Source organism: Mycobacterium adipatum (assembly GCF_001644575.1).
Classification (GTDB): domain Bacteria; phylum Actinomycetota; class Actinomycetes; order Mycobacteriales; family Mycobacteriaceae; genus Mycobacterium; species Mycobacterium adipatum.
This window is the reverse complement of record NZ_CP015596.1, coordinates 448,718-466,449: the sequence shown is the minus strand read 5'-3', so window position 1 is coordinate 466,449 and position 17,732 is coordinate 448,718. Positions and strand designations below refer to the sequence as shown.

General features: G+C 60.8%; 14 protein-coding genes and 3 pseudogenes. 14 read left to right on the top strand and 3 right to left on the bottom strand.

Going from position 1 to position 17,732, the window contains the following annotated elements; translation table 11 throughout:
* Positions 1-3: 3 nt before the first annotated feature.
* The 8 genes and pseudogenes from A7U43_RS02110 to A7U43_RS28970 all read left to right on the top strand — a co-directional run.
* Complete coding sequence (locus A7U43_RS02110) at positions 4-1,047, top strand: MCE family protein (RefSeq protein ID WP_064895165.1); 1,044 nt, start codon at positions 4-6, stop codon at positions 1,045-1,047.
* Between the two features lie 7 nt (positions 1,048-1,054).
* A complete protein-coding gene (locus A7U43_RS02105) occupies positions 1,055-2,101 on the top strand; it encodes an MCE family protein (protein ID WP_064895163.1) in 1,047 nt (348 codons plus the stop codon).
* Positions 2,098-3,201 carry an MCE family protein gene (locus A7U43_RS02100; RefSeq protein ID WP_064895162.1) on the top strand — a complete coding sequence of 368 codons (1,104 nt, stop codon included), beginning with the start codon at positions 2,098-2,100 and terminating at the stop codon, positions 3,199-3,201. Before A7U43_RS02105 ends, A7U43_RS02100 begins: the two co-directional genes overlap by 4 nt.
* Positions 3,198-4,319, top strand: coding sequence for an MCE family protein (locus A7U43_RS02095; RefSeq protein WP_064895159.1), 1,122 nt, complete (start codon positions 3,198-3,200; stop codon positions 4,317-4,319). Before A7U43_RS02100 ends, A7U43_RS02095 begins: the two co-directional genes overlap by 4 nt.
* Positions 4,316-5,590, top strand: coding sequence for an MlaD family protein (locus A7U43_RS02090; RefSeq protein WP_080989682.1), 1,275 nt, complete (start codon positions 4,316-4,318; stop codon positions 5,588-5,590). The genes A7U43_RS02095 and A7U43_RS02090 overlap by 4 nt, the downstream gene beginning before the upstream one ends.
* Positions 5,591-5,607: 17 nt before the next feature.
* Positions 5,608-6,306 (top strand): hypothetical protein, encoded by a 699-nt coding sequence (locus A7U43_RS30210; RefSeq protein ID WP_047040097.1) that lies wholly within the window; start codon positions 5,608-5,610, stop codon positions 6,304-6,306.
* Positions 6,307-6,310: 4 nt separating this feature from the next.
* Positions 6,311-7,105: an RsiV family protein gene (locus tag A7U43_RS29560; RefSeq protein ID WP_064914587.1), complete on the top strand. Its 795-nt coding sequence runs from the start codon at positions 6,311-6,313 to the stop codon at positions 7,103-7,105.
* A gap of 59 nt (positions 7,106-7,164) precedes the next feature.
* Positions 7,165-8,019, top strand: a pseudogene (locus tag A7U43_RS28970) (integrase core domain-containing protein); the annotation flags it as partial.
* A gap of 328 nt (positions 8,020-8,347) precedes the next feature.
* Here A7U43_RS28970 and A7U43_RS02070 read toward each other — a convergent pair.
* On the bottom strand, positions 8,348-9,061 hold the full coding sequence (locus tag A7U43_RS02070; RefSeq protein WP_048896462.1) for a TetR/AcrR family transcriptional regulator: 714 nt from the start codon (positions 9,059-9,061) through the stop codon (positions 8,348-8,350).
* A 550-nt stretch (positions 9,062-9,611) separates the two neighbouring features.
* Between A7U43_RS02070 and A7U43_RS02065 the strand changes: the two are divergent.
* Together A7U43_RS02065 and A7U43_RS02060 are read left to right on the top strand one after the other, a co-directional pair.
* Positions 9,612-10,739: pseudogene (locus tag A7U43_RS02065) on the top strand (aldehyde dehydrogenase family protein); the annotation flags it as partial.
* Positions 10,740-10,854: 115 nt separating this feature from the next.
* Complete coding sequence (locus tag A7U43_RS02060; protein ID WP_052543539.1) at positions 10,855-11,556, top strand: plasmid pRiA4b ORF-3 family protein; 702 nt, start codon at positions 10,855-10,857, stop codon at positions 11,554-11,556.
* Positions 11,557-11,563: 7 nt separating this feature from the next.
* Here A7U43_RS02060 and A7U43_RS02055 read toward each other — a convergent pair whose 3' ends face one another.
* Positions 11,564-12,886 carry an ISL3 family transposase gene (locus A7U43_RS02055; RefSeq protein ID WP_052545499.1) on the bottom strand — a complete coding sequence of 441 codons (1,323 nt, stop codon included), beginning with the start codon at positions 12,884-12,886 and terminating at the stop codon, positions 11,564-11,566.
* Between the two features lie 108 nt (positions 12,887-12,994).
* Between A7U43_RS02055 and A7U43_RS02050 the strand changes: the two are divergent.
* Positions 12,995-13,387, top strand: a pseudogene (locus tag A7U43_RS02050) (aldehyde dehydrogenase family protein); the annotation flags it as partial.
* Between the two features lie 197 nt (positions 13,388-13,584).
* A protein-coding gene (locus tag A7U43_RS02040; RefSeq protein WP_156525814.1) for an IS3 family transposase occupies positions 13,585-14,729 on the top strand; the annotation gives its coding sequence in 2 pieces (ribosomal slippage) (positions 13,585-13,852 and positions 13,852-14,729; 1,146 coding nt in all).
* A 7-nt stretch (positions 14,730-14,736) separates the two neighbouring features.
* Here A7U43_RS02040 and A7U43_RS29555 read toward each other — a convergent pair.
* Complete coding sequence (locus tag A7U43_RS29555; RefSeq protein ID WP_156525816.1) at positions 14,737-14,973, bottom strand: hypothetical protein; 237 nt, start codon at positions 14,971-14,973, stop codon at positions 14,737-14,739.
* Between A7U43_RS29555 and A7U43_RS02035 the strand changes: the two genes are divergently transcribed.
* Together A7U43_RS02035 and A7U43_RS02025 are read left to right on the top strand one after the other, a co-directional pair.
* Positions 14,966-16,279 carry an IS256 family transposase gene (locus tag A7U43_RS02035; protein WP_019344575.1) on the top strand — a complete coding sequence of 438 codons (1,314 nt, stop codon included), beginning with the start codon at positions 14,966-14,968 and terminating at the stop codon, positions 16,277-16,279. The genes A7U43_RS29555 and A7U43_RS02035 overlap by 8 nt on opposite strands.
* A 50-nt stretch (positions 16,280-16,329) precedes the next feature.
* Positions 16,330-17,468 (top strand): IS3 family transposase gene (locus A7U43_RS02025; RefSeq protein ID WP_109772112.1). Its coding sequence is split into 2 segments (ribosomal slippage): positions 16,330-16,600 and positions 16,600-17,468, totalling 1,140 coding nucleotides; the frame shifts between segments, so codons are not numbered across the junction.
* The last annotated feature ends 264 nt before the right edge of the window (positions 17,469-17,732 follow it).

Sequence of the window (17,732 nt, the reverse complement as noted above, 5' to 3'; positions counted from 1 at the left end):
AGATTGAGCATCCGAAAGTCATCGATCGGTCTTGTCATCTTTCTGGTTTTGTGCATATCGGCCACGTGGCTCGTATCTGTGACGTTGCTGCGCCAGGTCAGCGGGCCAGTCGCTACCTATTCGGCGATATTCACGAATGTCGCCGGCCTACATCCTGGAGATGACGTTCGAGTCGCGGGTGTACGCGTCGGCCGTGTAGATGAAATCTCACTGGAGAAAGATGCCCTGGCAAAAGTAACGTTCCGCGTCCAGCGGGAGCAAACCCTTTACACCGACACCGTTGCATCCGTCACCTACCAAAATATCGTCGGACAGCGTTATATGGGCCTGTCTCCTGGCCAGGACATTAGTCGGCGCATCCTCGGTGATCACGGTCAGATACCCGTCGAGCAAACCGAGCCATCATTTGACATTACTCACCTATTGCGTGGATTTGAACCGCTCTTCGCACTGCTCGATCCGAGTCAAGTAGAAAATCTCACCAACGGAATTATTCAAGCTTTGCAAGGGGATAGTGGCTCGGTCCTTGCATTGATCACGCAGACATCCGCTCTGGCTGAGCTGTTCGCTGGCCCCGATCAGCTCCTGGGCGAGGTCATCGCCAATCTGAATAACACGATGACCATGCTGGCGAACCAAAACGCCAATCTTCAATCGATCATCACCCATACCCGCGAGTTGATGGTAGGGCTGGGGAACCGGCGCGCAGATTTGGCTGCAGCGGTCGGTTCTATCGCCACAACTGTGAACAGACTTGGGGCGATATCGGCCAGCATACAGCCAGACCTCAGCGCAATGATGACACGAGAGCCCGGCCTCTCCGCACACCTCACCGCCGACGCTCGTGAGCGGTTCTCATACTTCGGCGCAAATTTGCCAGCCATGCTTAAAGGTGTCGCTCGCTCTATGCAATCCGGTGCCTACGTCGACGTGTATGCGTGCGACATGAATATAACGATCTTCGATTTCCTCGGTCGGCTCGTCCCTCGAATCGTGCGAGCTGCGACCCCCGGCAACACCATCAAGAACACCCCGATCTGCAGGTAGGTCCAGAATGATCATCAGACGAGCACTCGGGCGCCTAAGCCTCACGCGCCCCATTGAGGACTACAACAAGATTGCCATCGGCACGGTCGCACTGGTCGTCATGGTTGCGGTAGTGGGCGCAGTTGCCTTAACGGGCGCATTGAATCTCGGCAAGACGATATATCGTGCCGAATTCGCTCAAGCAGCCTCTGTACGCGAGGACGACCCGGTAACCATCGCCGGTATCTCCGTCGGCCATGTCGATGCCCTCACGTTGGCCGGCGATCGGGTTGAGATGAGATTGTCGATCGACAAGGGCGTCTACCTGGGCAGCGATACGAAGGCGGCTATCAAACTCACTACCCTACTGGGGTCCCGCTACATCGAGTTGACTCCCGGCCGTTCGGGCAGCCTCCAAGGCCACACGATCCCTCTCTCCAATACGTCGGCGCCTTATGACCTACAGACTGCCTTAGCCGATGCCACAACGACGTTCGATCAGGTTGATGCCGATCAAATCGCCAACTCATTGACCACTGTGTCGCGCAGCCTTGACGGTCTTCCTCAAGCGTTGCCTGACGCACTGCGGAATCTGAAGTCGCTGTCCCGCATCATCTCCGATCGGCGGGGTCAGATTGGCACACTACTCTCCAGCACCGACAAGCTCGCCGCAACAATCAGGGACCAGAAAGCCAACCTGGGGATGCTCGTCCTGCAAGGTCGAGACCTGATCGGCGAGATCACGACTCGTCGCGCGGCCATTGAACGACTGTTCGAAGGCACGACTGCCTTGGCGCACACGTTATCCCGAATCCTGACGGACGAGCACGCTCTCAACGAAATGCTAGACAGTGTGCGCGACTTCACGCGAATGATCGCCGAGCATGACGCGCTGTTCCGCAATACACTGCAGGCCCTCCCGATCGCCATGCGTAACATCGCCAACGCTACGGGGAGTGGCACCGGAATCGATGGAACATTTTCATCCGGCCCACTCATCGACTCATGGATGTGCGCAATCAGCGGCCGTGCCGAACAATTCGGATTGGTCGAGTATTTCGAGGATTGCGCATGAGTAGAAGGACATTGGTCTGGCTCACTGCCGTGATTGCCGCCGCCCTCGCCGTTGCCACGACTTTGATAACCAACCGCGCTGGCACCCAACCAATCACGGTGACTGCTCATTTCGAGGACGCGATCGGGCTTTACGAAGGCAACACCGTTGCTGTGCTAGGTATGCAGGTCGGACATGTTGACCGCATCACGACGAAGGGTGATTCCGTCGAAGTCACGCTCGTGCTCGACGACGGGGTCGACATACCCGCTGATGTTCAGGCAGTCACTGTGTCCACGTCGATTCTCACAGACCGACATGTTGAACTTACGCCCCCCTATCGCGGAGGTCCGAAGCTAGGCGACGGAGACGTCATCGGCCTCGGGCGTACCCGTACTCCCGTGGAATTCGACAGGACACTTGCCATGATCGACCGGCTAGCAGTCGCCCTCCGCGGAAACGGCGAGGGCTCTGGGCCGTTGGCCGATCTGGTGAATGTCGGCGCGCAGATCGCGACGGACAACGGTGAGGATCTCAAGAGCACGCTGAGCGAACTGTCATCAGCCCTACGGCTCGAGACCGATCACGGGGCCCGCACCAAAGAGAACATTAATACGATTGCCACCAGCCTCGACATACTCACGCAATCCGCCGCAGAGAACGAGCAGACGATCCGAGAGTTCGGATCAAACGTGCACCAGCTCAGCGACATCCTGGCCGACGAAAGCCTAGGCACTGGCACGACGGGCTCCAAGATCAACCAAATTCTGATGCAAGTTGCATCGGTGCTGGAATCCAGACGTGACGGACTGAAGACGACTGCCGCCGACTCAAGGGCCATCACCCAAGCACTGGTCGACTACCAACGTGAGGTCGCAGAGTTCTTCAACCTCGCGCCAATGACACTCGACAACGTCTGGAATGCCATCGACGTCGACAATGGCGCCGTCCGACTGCACGCCCTCGCCGACAAGATTCTCTTCGACAGCCAGCTCAGCAAAGAAATGTGTAATCTCATCGGCCTCAAACAGCTCGGCTGCGCCACAGGCACACTCCGCGACTACGGACCCGATTTCGGCCTCACCGGAATGCTGGAACTCATGGCGGGAGTGGAGAAATGACGTCTCTGCTGGGCACCCACGTAACTCGCCGCTATCGCAACGTACTGTCTATCGGGCTGATCGCGGTCTTGTCCGGTTGTTCGTCCGGACTAGAAAGCCTCCCGCTGAGTTCTCCTTCAGTAGGTGGCGAGACCTACACGTTGACTGCGGTTTTCACTAATGCACTAAACTTGCCGGCTCATGCGAAGGTGAAGGTCGGTGGCGCTGACATCGGCGTGGTTGAGAAGATTCAAGCCAAGGAGTTCACCGCACAGATAACTATGCGCATACGTGAGGACGTCTCGATCTACGACGGCGCAACCGTTGAGCTTAGGTCGGCCACGCCCCTCGGCGATCTCTTCGTCGCAGTCCAGCCTCATCCGGACCAACAGTCGGCTAGCACACCGTTGGCCGACGGAGACGTCATTCCCTTGGCTGCAACATCGGCTGGTGCCACCGTCGAGGAGTTGCTCAGTTCAGCTGCTGTGCTTGTCAATGGCGGGGTGATCCGCAGCTTAACCCACATCCTCAACGGCGCCGGCTCGGCCGTCGGGGACAGTGGAACGAAGATCGCCGACCTGCTCCATCAGTCGAACAGATTGATTGCACAACTCAACGCACGCTCAGATGAGATCACAGAGGCCCTGCACCGCACATCCGAACTGGCGTCTAGCTTGTCCGCACGTCAGCACACGATCAATGCTGCGCTCGCAGCTGCAGATCCAGCGATCGCAGTGATCTCCGATAACCGCGATCAGATCGTGACTTTGATCGGTTCTGTTGCCCGCACTACGCGGCAACTATCGCGATTTCCGTCGTTACAAGGCACTGATTCCCGCAGCCTCATTGCCGACTTGAATAGGCTGAGTGACGCATTCAACGACGCAAGCATCGACCCCAACACGTCGCTGACGACCATCAATCGAATCGTCCCAAGGCTTCTCAAGTTGACCTCCGGCGCCAACCTCCATGCCGCAGGGGACGTAGAACAGATCGCACTTGGCGCTCTACCAGATATGAACTATCCAGGTGATCCGATGACGCACGGTCCGGACGGCACCGACTGGCATGCGATGATCGGTAGTTTGCGGTATCAATGGAATCTCTTGCTGAATAGAATTTACGGGCCTCAGCGATGAGCGTGCCGAATATCTTCCAGCGATGCGCCGGTGCCGCCGTCGACTCAGTGCAAGCCATACGCGCCCGTCGTACAGCGGTCGCTCTTGCGGGCCTGTTCCTCACTCTCACTGCTGCATTCGGCTACATATCGTTGGGTACGTTCGGATACAATCCGGTCCGCGCGACAGTTGGTCTGCGCATTCAGCTGTCAGAGTCAGGCGGGCTCCTCGCCAGTCAAGATGTGACACTGCGAGGCGTCCAGATTGGCAAAGTCCTTGCTGTACAAGTCGATGGCGATGGAGTGGTAGCCGAGATCGAGATCGACCCAGACCTCCAGATTCCCAAGGACGCGGCGTTCCGGGTCTCCGGCCTTTCTCCCGCCGGCGAGCAGTACCTAGACATCCGGCCCGCAAACGGTACCGGGCCGTTCCTTCGTGACGGCGACACGGTCAGCGCAACTCAGACTGACATCCCCGTGCAGTTTCATCGTCTGGTGACAGACGCTGAAGGCCTTCTTGCACAGCTTGATCCAGCGAAGCTCTCAGCAATGACGAAGGAGATGGGCGTAGGGGCGGCAGGACCGGCGAAGCTTTCGGCCATCTTCGATGGCGGAGTTTTCCTCATTTCGACACTGGATTCTGTTCTCCCAGAAACCATTCGGGTCATTCGCAATAGCCGTACGATTTTCACGATGGTGACCGACGCCGAATCCGAGCTGCTCGAAACGGCGACGGACGTCCGTGAAATCGTAGCGGGAGCCAACCGGATGGAGGGGGGCTACCGTCAATTGGTCGATACGGGAAGTCGGCCACTCACCGCGCTGGACGCTGTCATTGCGGACAACTCCGAAACCATGGTCCAGTTGCTCGGCAACCTGACCACCGTCGCGCAGTTGTCCTATGTGAGGGTACCTGCGCTCAAAGCTCTGTTCCCGCCACTGGAGCAACGGGGTTCGGTGATCGATGCGGTAGCGTCGACTTTCCGCGATGGAGGAGTCTGGGAGATCGTCGACCCCTACCCACGCTATTCCTGCGACTACAACCTGCCGCGACGTCCCCCATCACAGGCGGACTTTCCCGAGCCGTACAGGTATACGTACTGCAATAATCCTGATCCCGCGGTACTTATTCGGGGCGCGCGCAATGCGCCGCGGCCTCCCGGCGACGACACTGATCGGCCACCGCCAGGCCACGATCCCCTCGCAACCACCGACCCAGCGCCCGTGGGGCCCAACACTATCCCGACACCCTATGGTGGGCCGCCCAAGAACCTGGCGCCACCGCCGAAGTAAGACGCATAGGAGGCACGATGTTCAGCCGGACCAGAACCAAGGATGTGTTCGATCAGATCAACGGGAGCAACGACTGTGAGGAGAATGAGCATAGTTCCGGCGACAAGGACGTCGATCAATCACCCGAGAACCACGATGCAGATGAGGTGACAGGCGTTGATCCCACGGACGATCCCGACGATCAACACCAATCTGTCGACCTAGACGACCCTGCTACCGAGAGTCGGCTTGGTCGGGGTTCCCGGACGACCCTCATCGGCGCCGTGTTGCTAGTGGCGCTGCTCCTCGCAGTGGGCACGGCGGCTTTCTTTGGGTGGCAGGTCAAACGCCAACACGATCTAGTCGCGACGGGTCGTGAAGCACTCGCAGTTGCCAATGATTATGGGGTTACCCTGACGAGTATCGACAGCGCCAAGGTCGATGAGAACTACGCGAAGGTACTCCAGGGTGCAACTGGCGAGTTCAAGGATCTTTACACCCAGTCGGCTGCCCAACTTCGGCAGTTGCTTATCGACAACAAGGCTGTAAGCCATGGCGTGGTCGTGGATTCAGCGGTCAAGTCAGTCACCCCTGACAAGGTGGAAGTGCTCCTCTTCATAGATCAATCAATAAGCAATGCAGTCAACCCAGAGCCGCGGATCGACCGCAGCCGGGTTACGATCGCTCTCGAACGCATCGATAACCGCTGGCTCGCAAGCAAAGTGGATATCAAGTAGCGCAATGGGTACAACTGGCTTACGGATCGCGCTCGCTATTGCATGCGTCACTGCGCTTGCCGGCGCGTCATCAGCTCACGCCGACACCCTGTGCAACGCGGTGTTCGGAGGCCAATGGGAAGCGCAGGACGACAACTGTACGACCTTCATTCGTTCGCAACGGGAAGCTGTCCTCGCTCTGAAAGTTGTGGTTCCACAATACCTGGTCGGCCATCCGCACATGGGGCCGCCAATCGTAGAGTATTTGCGTGATCGCGTCTTGTCCTGGCGCACAGCGGGTTCGAGCATGGTTCGTGCTAGCGATGTCTCAATAGACTACAGCGCGCACTCCCATCGAGCTCTGCGGTCCGTCGTATTTCGCGAGACTCAGCAGACCGTAGGCAACAACGCAAATAATGCTGTCAGGAGTTTCGTTTTTGACCTCGGCACCGGCAATCAACTATCGCTTGCCGACCTGTTCAAGCCCGGAATCGACCCGCTCACGGCCTTACCGCCCCTGGCTCGGCCGTTTCTCGAAGAATCGCTCGCCACGGCACGGCCGCCACACGTTGTCGGCGCATACCCTTTCATCGTCGACCGGTTCGAACCGCAGGTTGATGGCTCAGGCTACTCAGAGAATTACCGAGCATTTGCGTTGACATCGAGTGAACTGATTCTTTTCATGCCTGATCGACCGATGTCGCGCGAGAACCCGATGCCACACAACCAGTTGGTGTGGTCGATGGACGGCGGGGCCGTTCAAACCCATATCCCTCTCGAGGCACTCTCGTCGATCCTCCGCCAAGATTTGACGATCTGAATCTCGACGGAGGAAGTTTCGGCAGCGTGGTGTGGAGTTTTTCCCAGAGGTCTTCATCCCGCTGGGTGGCCCAGTACGGCGGCATGAAGGCCAACGAGCGCAGCGCCGTGACGGTGTTGTGTGAGCGATTCGGGATCTCCGAGCGTCGAGCCTGTGCGGTGGTGGGCCTGCATCGGTCCACGATGCGCCTCGCGCCGCGCCGACCACTGATGAGGAAGCCCGGCTGTGGGCCTGGCTGCGGAAATCCTCCACCGACCGGCCCTGCTGGGCTATGGCGACGAGCAGCGATTGCAGCACGAAAGCGGGCTGGGTCATCAACAACAAGCGCGTCCGCCAGCTGTGGCGCGACGAGGGCCTGCGGGTCCCGCAGCGCCGCAAGAAGGAACGCCTGACCGGACCGCGGTCGGGGCGATGTCCCCGAACCGTCCGAATCTGATCCGGGCGATGGACTTCCGGTTCGGCACCACCGCCGGCGGGCGCACCATCACGATGCTCAACGTCATCGACGGGTTCGCCCGCGAAGCCCTGGCGATCCACGTCGACCGCGCCATCAACGCCGACGGAGTCGTCCACATCCTCGACCAATTGGTCGAAACACATGGGGCGCCGTACGTGCGCATCGACAACGGGCCTGCGTTAGTCGCCCACGCGGACAACGACTGGTGCCGGTTCAATGGCACCGGTTCACTGTTCATCGACCCCGGATTACCCTGGCAGAACGCATGGATCGAGTCGTTCCACGCCCGACTGTGCGATGAACTGCTCGATTCCTTGCGCTTCGACTCACCGCTGAGAGCCGGGTGATCATCGAGGACTGGAGGATCAACTACAGCGCCAACCGACCACATTCGGCCCACCGCGGACTCAGCCCCGCCGAGTTCTCCCTACAGTGGACCATGAACCGCAAACCCAAGCCGCATAGCGACTGGACCACCGAATGGGTCCCCTTCACTCCTACCAGCGCAAACACGCCGCACCCCAGTTTACTACTGTAGTATTAGGCCATGGAAATGGAGATTTCGAGAACACAACCGACTCCGCATGCCCATTGACGAAGCCGCATGATCAGCGGTCTATCAACGGCATCAATAATCCGCTGGCAATATTGCGGCCATTTCAAACGCCAATGAATATACGTTCGAATCCGCTAGTGGCACGGTTTTTGTAACCGGCTCGTTCGATATCGGCAGTATCGATGCGGTATTCGCTTTTGCCAATCTGCTGGCACAAATGCCTATCGAATTAGCGTGCCTGAGTACTCGGTGAGTTAGAGTCCATGTGGCTAGCGAGGACAGCAAGGGCTGTCGACGCGGACTTGCCCTCAGGGTCAGCGAGGCGGTCCAGTCTGCGGCGATCGCTTAACAGTGAACCCAGGCAAAGCTGCACCAGTTGAGAACCTGCTTCCAAGGCGGTGAGCCTTCCCTCCGGTTTGAACCACGTCCAAGTCCATTGCGTCGCACCGAATATCAGAAGGCTCTGTACCTCAACGTCGAGCGGTCGAAACGAGCCATTTCGTGTGCCTTCCTCGATCAACGACCGGAACATAGACATGTACTCGTTGCGCAACTCGCGTCCGTGGGCCAGTGAATCGAGGGTTGCGACCATCGCTATCTCACGTTGGAACGCGAGGGTGGCGTCACGATCGATGTCTTGATATTGCATGAGCGCAAACAAAAGCCCGGACAACTTCTGATCCGGCGAATCCAACCGATTCAAAATGTCGTGGGCTTCCCTCAAACGTCGTTCCATGTAGCCGTCGTGCAGCTTGGCGAACAACTTGTCCTTGGTGCCGTAGAAATGAACAATTGTCCCCTTGGAGATCTCCAACTCGTTCGCGATCTCGCTGAAATTGCTGCCAGAATATCCTCTGCGGGCAACGTTTCGGGTGAACGCGCTGAGGATGTCCTGCGCACGGCCCCTCCGAGCGCGAGCTCGTGCGGGTTCTTTTGCCGCCACAGTGACCTCACTCCTTTAATGTAAAGAAACTTTCATCGAATGGAAGTCAACCTATATCAGAGATTCAGCGTAGGTGACCGCCGACACAACGAAAATAGTCAGGCTGCCGGCGCCAGTTTGGCCTGGTACGGCAATACAACCTAGGCCTTGCCAGCCTTGTCAAGTAGGGGTGTGCCCAGGTCGTGGTTGGACGGCCCCACTTTAACCTTCGATCCTGGCGAAGGACTCTGCGCAGTGCCTGGATTTGGCCGCTGGAGTAGGGCAATACTGGTGTGAGGTGCGAGCAGGATCGAGTGGTCCGCTCAAGCGACGAGCCACTGCCCTCGTGGTCGGCGACATGCAGTGTGGATCAACGGGAATGGCCCGGCCTTCACCGCCGCCTTGAGCGTGAAGTGATTGAACCGCAACCTGTTACAGCCTGACCAGCTGAGGCTGCAGTATGTGCATTGACCAGGGAGTTCGACTCACGACCTTGTTGTTGACCGTACAAGCGGTTAGTATTCGACCCGGCCGCGATGTTGGGACTCAATGACGAGTAAGGGATGTGCAGATGTCCGATATGGATCACTACCGGATGTACATAGCTGGTAAGTGGGTCGACTCATCCGAGACGGTCGAGATTCTCTCGCCTACTGACGGATTGCCCGTGGCCACCGTCGCTTGGGGTGATGTGACGGACATCGACCGGGCAGTAGCCGCGGCTAAGGATGCGCATGAGTCGGGGGTGTGGCGGGAGCGTACGCCGGCCGAACGTGCGGAAGTGATTGACGCAATCGCGGATCGGCTTGAGGAGCGAATCGAGACACTGACTGTCCTGCAGGTTCGAGAGAATGGAGCCACAGTTCGCGCCGCGGGGGCGTTCCTGGTTGGTTACTCGATTGCCCATCTGCGCTACTTCGCTGAACTCGCACGGAAATTTCCCTTTGAACAACTTGGTGAGTTGCTGGAAGTGCCCACACTGGCGACTGGGATCGTCCGACACGAGCCAGTCGGTGTCTGCGGAGCAATTGTGCCGTGGAACTTTCCCTTGTTGCTCGCGGTGTGGAAGCTGGGCCCCGCGTTGGCAGCGGGAAACACGGTGGTTCTGAAACCTGATGAGCAGACTCCACTTACATTGCTCGAGCTTGCCCGCGCTGCCGATGAAGTCGGGTTGCCTGCGGGGGTGCTCAACATCGTGACAGGACCGGGTGTCACGACAGGCGCCCGATTAGCGGAGCACCCTGACGTTCGCAAAATCGCGTTCACCGGTTCGACCGAAGTCGGTAGGGAAGTGATGCGCGCGGCCGCCGGCAACATCAAGAAGGTCACACTCGAGCTGGGCGGCAAGGGCGCCAATATTGTTCTCGACGATGCAGACGTCGACCTTGCAGTGGATGGAACCCTCTTCGGATTTCTCTTGCTGAGTGGCCAGATATGTTCCTCTGGAACTCGCCTCCTGGTCGCGGACTCGATATACGACACTTTCATGACGAAACTGGTGGAGAGGATTGCAACGGTCAACATCGGCGACCCGATGAAGACCGAAACCGACATCGGCCCGCTCGTGTCGCTAAAACAAAAACAGCGCGTAGAGAAGTACATCGCGGTCGGCCAAGAGGAGGGCGCGACCGTTGCATACCAAGGTTCGCCACCAACTGATCCAGATCTGTCCAACGGGCATTGGGTTGCACCGGTAATCCGGCTCTTCATGATTGAGGGTGTAGAACGGTCAGCTGCTGTCGGCCTGTGATTGGGGTGTCTGGTTGGCTGGGTGTGTGCCGGAGGAGAAGCGGAAGAGTAAGAGGAAGAGCGCGGTGTCCGGGGGTGGTGTGGACCTGTCGATGCTGCAACAGCTGATGGCCGATGCTGGCCGGGATTTGTTCGCGGGAGTGTTCGATGAACCGACACCCGAGGTGGGAGCTGTGCCGGAGCGTGTGCGGGGTTTCCGGGTGCGGGTCGACCTGATGTACGCCAAGCCGCCGATCTGGCGTCGTCTGGTCCTGCCGGGTGACCTCGTGCTCGATGAGCTGCATGACGTGCTGCAGGTTGCGATGGGCTGGCAGGACGGTCATCTGCATAAGTTCGGTGTCGGGGCGGACCGGCGTACCCGTGCCTACTTCGTCACCAGATTTGATCTCAGCGAAGGCGACGACGGTCTCGTCGAGGACGGTGTGCGCCTGGATCAGGTGGTCTCCGGTAAGGGCGACCGGTTGTTCTATGACTACGACTTCGGCGACGGATGGGAGCACGTGCTGGTGGTCGAAGACGTTCTCGATGATCCACCTTCGGCTCCGGTGTGCCTGGCGGGCAAGATGGCCTGCCCGCCGGAGGATTGTGGTGGCTTGGGCGGCTATGAGGAATTGGCTGCGTGGGTTCGTGGCGGGTACGACCCGCGGGCAACACCGATGGGGCTGGGTGCGCAGGAGATGCGCGACTGGCTGCCCCGAGGCTGGCACCCCGATCGTTTCTCGGTGACCGAGACCAATGACGCTCTGGCCGCGTCGAATATGCGTTGAGGACTCTTCACTGCCGAGGTGCAAGGAGCTGAGTTCGGAAGCCTCCGGTCTCGAGCAGTGACCGGGCGATGTAGTTGGTGAGGTTGCGGAAGCCCAGCGCGGATCCGCGCAGGTGTTCGAGGCGGCCGTTGATCGCTTCGGTGGGCCCGTTGGAGGTGCCGGGGCGGTCGAAGTAGGCCAGCACGTCGGCGGCACGCTTCTTCAGGGTCCGTCCCAGGGTGATCAGTTCGGTCAGCGGCTTGGGAACGCCGGTGCTCAGCGTGGTGATCAGCGCCGCCATCATCGTGCGGCCTTTCGTGCGGTCGGGTTCACGATACGCGGCCACGGTGCGCTGATACATCTGCCAGGTGGCCTCGACTTCTGCGTGGGCGTCGGCGGCGAACAAGGCGGCCAGCCGGGTGCGCTGGCGGTCGGTGAGCAGATCGGCACCGGTGTGCAGGGTGCGTCGGCAGGTGTAGAGCGGGTCGGACTTGCGGCCGCGGTGCCCACATGTCGCCAGCTGCACCCGGCGGCGGCACTCATCGAGGGCGTTGCCAGCCAGGCGCACCACGTGGAAAGGGTCCATCACCGTCGCCGCCTCGGGCAGTTCCTCGGCGGTAGCGGTCTTGAACCCGGAGAAGCCATCCATAGCAACAACGTCCACGCCGTCACGCCAGTCCTGCGGCCGCTCGGCCAACCAGTCCTGAAACGCCTTTTTTGAGCGACCCTCGACCATGTCGAGCAGCCGAGCCGGACCGGTCCCGTCACGCACAGGGGTGAGATCGATGATGACGGTGACGTACCTGTCACCGCGACGGGTGTGCCGCCAGACGTGCTCATCGACGCCGATCACCGCCACGCCGTCGAAACGGGCCGGATCGGCGATCAGCACCCGTCGGCCTTCTGCCAGCACCGCGTTGTTGGCGGTGTTCCACGACACCGCGAGCGCTTCGGCGATGCGAGCCACGGATAGATGCTGGCAGACAATGGCTTCCAGCGCCCACCGCAGAGCACGCCGCGACAGCTTGGCACGTGGTTCGGCCATCCTGGTGGTGTCTTGTCGCCACACGTGGGCGCAGCCGGCGCACCGGTAGCGACGGATGGTCACCAGCAGTGTGGTGGGGCGCCACCCGAACGGCTCATGGGCCAGAGTACGGGTGAGGCTGTCGCGTGGGATGCCTTCTTCGCCGCAGCGACGACACCACCGGTCCTCGTCGGTCACCCGGCACGCCAGCACAGCACGGCCGGGCTCAAGGCGTTGTCCGGTCACCTGCAGCCCAAGTTCGTCGAGGCGGCAGAAAGTCGTCAGGTCAGCGCAGGCGAAGCCCGCCCGACCGGTAGCGTCAGGCACGTCGAGGTCTTTCGGATGAGGAGTGTAGGAACCCTCATTTTCGAGAGACCTCGACCTCTATCCCGGCAACGACGCGCCAACCACCTCTACACCCTCATCTGTGAAGAGCCGGTAATCCTCACGGATGTCACTAACGACATGCGCGTTGCTCGTGAAGAGATCTTCGGGCCCGTCCTTGTAGTCATTAGGTACGACAATGACGACGACGCGGTTCGGATCGCTAACGACAGCGAATACGGCCTGTCGGCTGGAATCTGGAGTACAGACAATCAGCGAGCTCTTGCCCTCGCGCGGCGGCTAGAAGCAGGTACGGTCTGGGTCAATGACTGGCACATGGTGAACTGCCTGCATCCTTTTGGTGGCTTTAAACAATCGGGTATCGGGCGGGAGCTTGGCCCCGATGCACTACGCGAGTATCTCGAACAGAAGTTTGTCCATGTCGATATGACGAATGACCGGTCCAAGCGAGCGTTTTCGCTGGTCGTGTCCACTCCGGCCTAGGAACGTGGCTTTCGGTTGGGTGCAGGGATCGTGGTCCGTAGGGATCGCGTGCCGGGCGGTTGTGGCGTTCTCGACGCACGTTAGGCGGATGTGAGTCATGGCCCTGAGGTGAGCCCGTTGGCGTGTTCCCGCTGAATGAGTCCGACCAGTTTTAGAGTCCTGTGGCCCGATGTCGGGCCAGAAGGGACGATGAACACATGGCTGGTCGGAAGCGGAATTCCGCGGAGGACATCGTGCGCAAGCTGCGCCGGGCAGATGAGTTGGCTGCCGAAGGTAAGACCGGTGAGGAGATCGCCGCCGAGCTGCAGGTCTCGCCGGCGACGCTGTACAACTGGCGGCGCACGTACGGCGGCATGGACACCGACGCCGCCAAGGAACTCAAGGAGCTGCGCGATCAGAACGCCCGCCTCAAGCGGCTGCTGGCCGACGCCGAACTTGAGAAGGACGCCCTGCGGGAGGTCGCTAAGGGAAAATTCTGAGCCCAGCTGCCAAGCGCCGCGCCGTGGACATGCTCAAGGAGACCTTGGGCATGTCGGAACGGTTGGCGTGCAAAGCTGTTGGGCTGGCCCGCTCTACCTACCGTCGCCTGCCGTTGGCGCAGACTCCGACCGATCCGGATGCCGACATGAGGGCTTGGCTGCGCGGCTACGCCACCAAACACCCGTGCCACGGGTTTCGGCGTGCTTGGGCGGCGTTGCGCTACGACGAGCGCCGTGAGGTCAATAAGAAGAAGATCCACCGGCTCTGGCGCGAAGAAGGCCTACAGGTCAAGGTCGTCTCGCCCCGCAAGCGGGCCGGGGTGTCCTCAGTGCCGCCGATCCTCGCCGATGCGCCGAAGGTGGTGTGGGCGATCGACTTCCAGTTCGACTCCACCATCGACGGTAAGGCCATCAAGATCGCGTCGATGATCGACGAGCACACCCGCGAATCGCTACTGAATGTGGTGGAGCGCTCGATCACTGGCGAGCGGCTGGTCGAGGAACTCACGAAGGTGTTCGCCGCTCGTGGCGGCCCACCGAAGGTGCTTCGGATGGACAATGGACCGGAGATGGTTTCTCAAGCGCTGCAACGGTTCTGCGAAAACAAGACCGGAATGGTGTACATCCCGCCGGGTTGCCCGTGGGACAACGGCTACATCGAATCGTTCAACAACCGACTCCGGAAGGAATGCCTCAACCGCAACTACTGGAACACGCTGTTCGAGGCCCGCGTGGTCATCGGCGACTTCAAGCACGAACACAACCATCGACACCGCCACTCGGCCCTGGGCTACCGCACACCGGCCGAGTACGCTGCGGCGTGCAGGTGCACCCATACCCCGGTGGCCTGCAGCATCAACTGAGAACGGATTACACCAACCCGACTCCAAAACCGGGTGGACTCAGTAACGGGGACTCGTCACCGTCGTAGTGGTCCAGTTGTTGTGCGACTCTGTTGCCCAGGTGTTTGGGCAGGAAGAATCGAGCAATGATCAGAACCTGTGGATCCCGGGCGGGCGTGCCTTCCCGGAAGATGATCTGCAAGGAATCCGAATTCTGATCAAGACCAGCGTTGGCGCGCTGGCGGGAAGGCACGCCCGTGCTCACGGTAGTAGACAACAACGACGACTCCAACGAGACCCGCAATGCGGCCGGTGCGGGCCGGTCGTTGCTCGACCAGATCGTCCGCGACGGTGCCCGGCAGATGCTGGCCGCGGCGTTGCAGGCCGAGGTCGCCGACTATGTAGCCCGGTATGCCGGTGAGGTCGACGAACACGGCCACCGACTGGTGGTCCGCAACGGATACCACGCCGAACGTGAGGTCGTGACCTCGGCGGGTGCGGTGGCGGTGAAGGCGCCCCGCGTGAACGACAAGCGGATCGACCCCGATACCGGCGAGCGCAAGCGGTTCTCCTCGGCGATCCTGCCCGCCTGGGCTCGCAAGTCCGAGCAGGTATCGGAGGTGCTGCCGCTGCTGTACCTGCACGGCCTGTCAACCAGTGACTTCGGGCCGGCGCTCGAACAGTTCCTCGGCACCGGCGCCGGACTGTCCGCATCCTCGATCACCCGGCTCACGGCCCAGTGGCAGGACGAGGCGAAGGCCTTCGGCACCAGGGACCTCTCGCAGGTCGACTACGTGTACCTGTGGGTCGACGGCATCCACCTGAAAGTCCGGCTCGAGCAGGAAAAGCTCTGCCTGTTGGTGATGCTCGGGGTGCGGGCGGACGGCCGCAAGGAACTCGTCGCCCTGGCCGACGGCTACCGAGAGTCCACCGAGTCCTGGGCGGACCTGCTGCGGGATTGCCGCCGCCGCGGGATGCGCGCGCCGGCGCTCGCGGTCGGGGACGGAGCTTTGGGATTCTGGCGGGCACTGCGGGAGGTGTTCCCCGCCACCCGCGAACAACGCTGCTGGTTCCACAAACAAGCCAACGTTCTTGCTGCACTCCCGAAATCGGCGCATCCGGGTGCGTTGGCGGCGATGAAGGAGATCATCGGGGCCGAGGACATCGACAAGGCGCAGTTGGCGATCGCAGCGTTCGAACGTGACTACAGCGCGAAGTACCCGAAAGCGGTGAAGAAAATCGTCGATGACGCCGACGTGCTGCTCGAGTACTTCCGGTATCCCGCCGAGCACTGGGTGCATCTACGCACCACGAACCCGATCGAATCGACCTTCGCGACGGTTCGGCTTCGGACCAGGGTGACCAAGGGCCCGGGATCACGGGCGGCGGGCATGGCGATGGCCTACAAGCTGATCGAAGCAGCGCAGTCGCGGTGGCGGGCGGTCAACGCACCACACCTGGTGGCGTTGGTGCGGGCCGGCGCAGTGTTCCACCAGGGCAAGCTCCTCGAACGTCCGGTCGACATCACCCCGGAACCATCGCCCGACACCCCAGTGTCCGAGGTCGCCTGACGACCCTCGATCCACAGGATTTGACTATTTCTCGAAGAATCGACGACGACATGGCTACGAACAAACGCCGGCGGCATACGCCGGATCAGATCATCCGCAAGCTGGCCGAGGGCAATAAGCTCCTCGGAACCGGCCAGGAGCTGGCCGAGGTGTGCCGACACCTGGAGATCACTGAGTCGACGTGGCATCGCTGGGTGGCCCAGTACGGCGGCATGAAGGCCAACGACGCCAAGCGCCTCAAGGAACTCGAAGCCGAGAATGCCCGGCTCAAGAAGCTGGTCGCCAACCAGGCCCTCGACATCGACATGCTCAAGGAGATCTCGTCGGGAAACTTCTGACCCCGAACCGCAAGCGCAGCGCCGTTACAGCGCTCCGTGAGCGGTTCGGGGTCTCTGAGCGACGTGCCTGCTCGGTCGTCGGTATCCACCGCTCGACGATGCGCCTGACGCCTGCGCCGATGACCACCGAGGAAGCCGAGCTACGGGCTTGGCTGCGCCGGTTCTCGGTTGACCGGCCGCGCTGGGGGTGGCGGCGGGCGGCGAAGATGGCCCGTCGGGCCGGCTGGAAGGCCAACAACAAACGCATCCGCCGACTGTGGCGCGAGGAGGGCCTGAGGGTCCCGCAGCGCCGTCGCAAGAAGCGGCTGACCGGTATCGGTGCGGCGGTCGGTGCGATGTCACCGATTCGTCCAAACGTGATCTGGGCGATGGACTTTCAGTTCGACACCACCGCTGATGGCCGCACCATCAAGATGTTGAACGTCATCGACGAGTTCACCCGCGAAGCCCTCGCGATCGACGTGCACCGTTCCATCGACGCCGACGGTGTTGTCGATGTTCTGGATCGCCTGGCCCTCACGAACGGCGCGCCGCACTATGTGCGCTTCGACAACGGTCCCGAATTTGTGGCGTACGCCGTGGCCGATTGGTGCCGATTCAACAGTGCCGGTTCACTTTTCATCGATCCCGGCTCGCCGTGGCAGAACGCTTGGATCGAATCGTTCAACGGCCGCTTGCGTGATGAACTGCTCAACGCGTGGCGCTTCGACTCGCTACTGGAAGCCCGGGTGATCATCGAAGACTGGCGCCGCGACTACAACGCGAACCGGCCCCACTCGGCCCACGGCGACCTCACACCAGCCGAGTTCGCTCTACAGTGGACCACGACCCATCAACCCCAAGTCGCATAGCGGCTGGACCACCAAACGGGCCCCCCTCAGTTGCCCGAACCCACAGCCGGTCACCTCGCAGGTGTGCAGCGGCCTGTGGCCGGTCACTTGCGGGTTCGCCTGGGCGGCCCACTTGGTAAGTTCGGGCCGGCCGTCTTTCTTCCATCGGTGCCGGTGAGCCTGGCATAAACGGTCGTAATGGCTCGATCGCACACAACCGGCAACGATGCACGCCGGAGTGCCGAGGAGCAATGATCAATACCTGTGGATGAGGCCCGAGGAGGC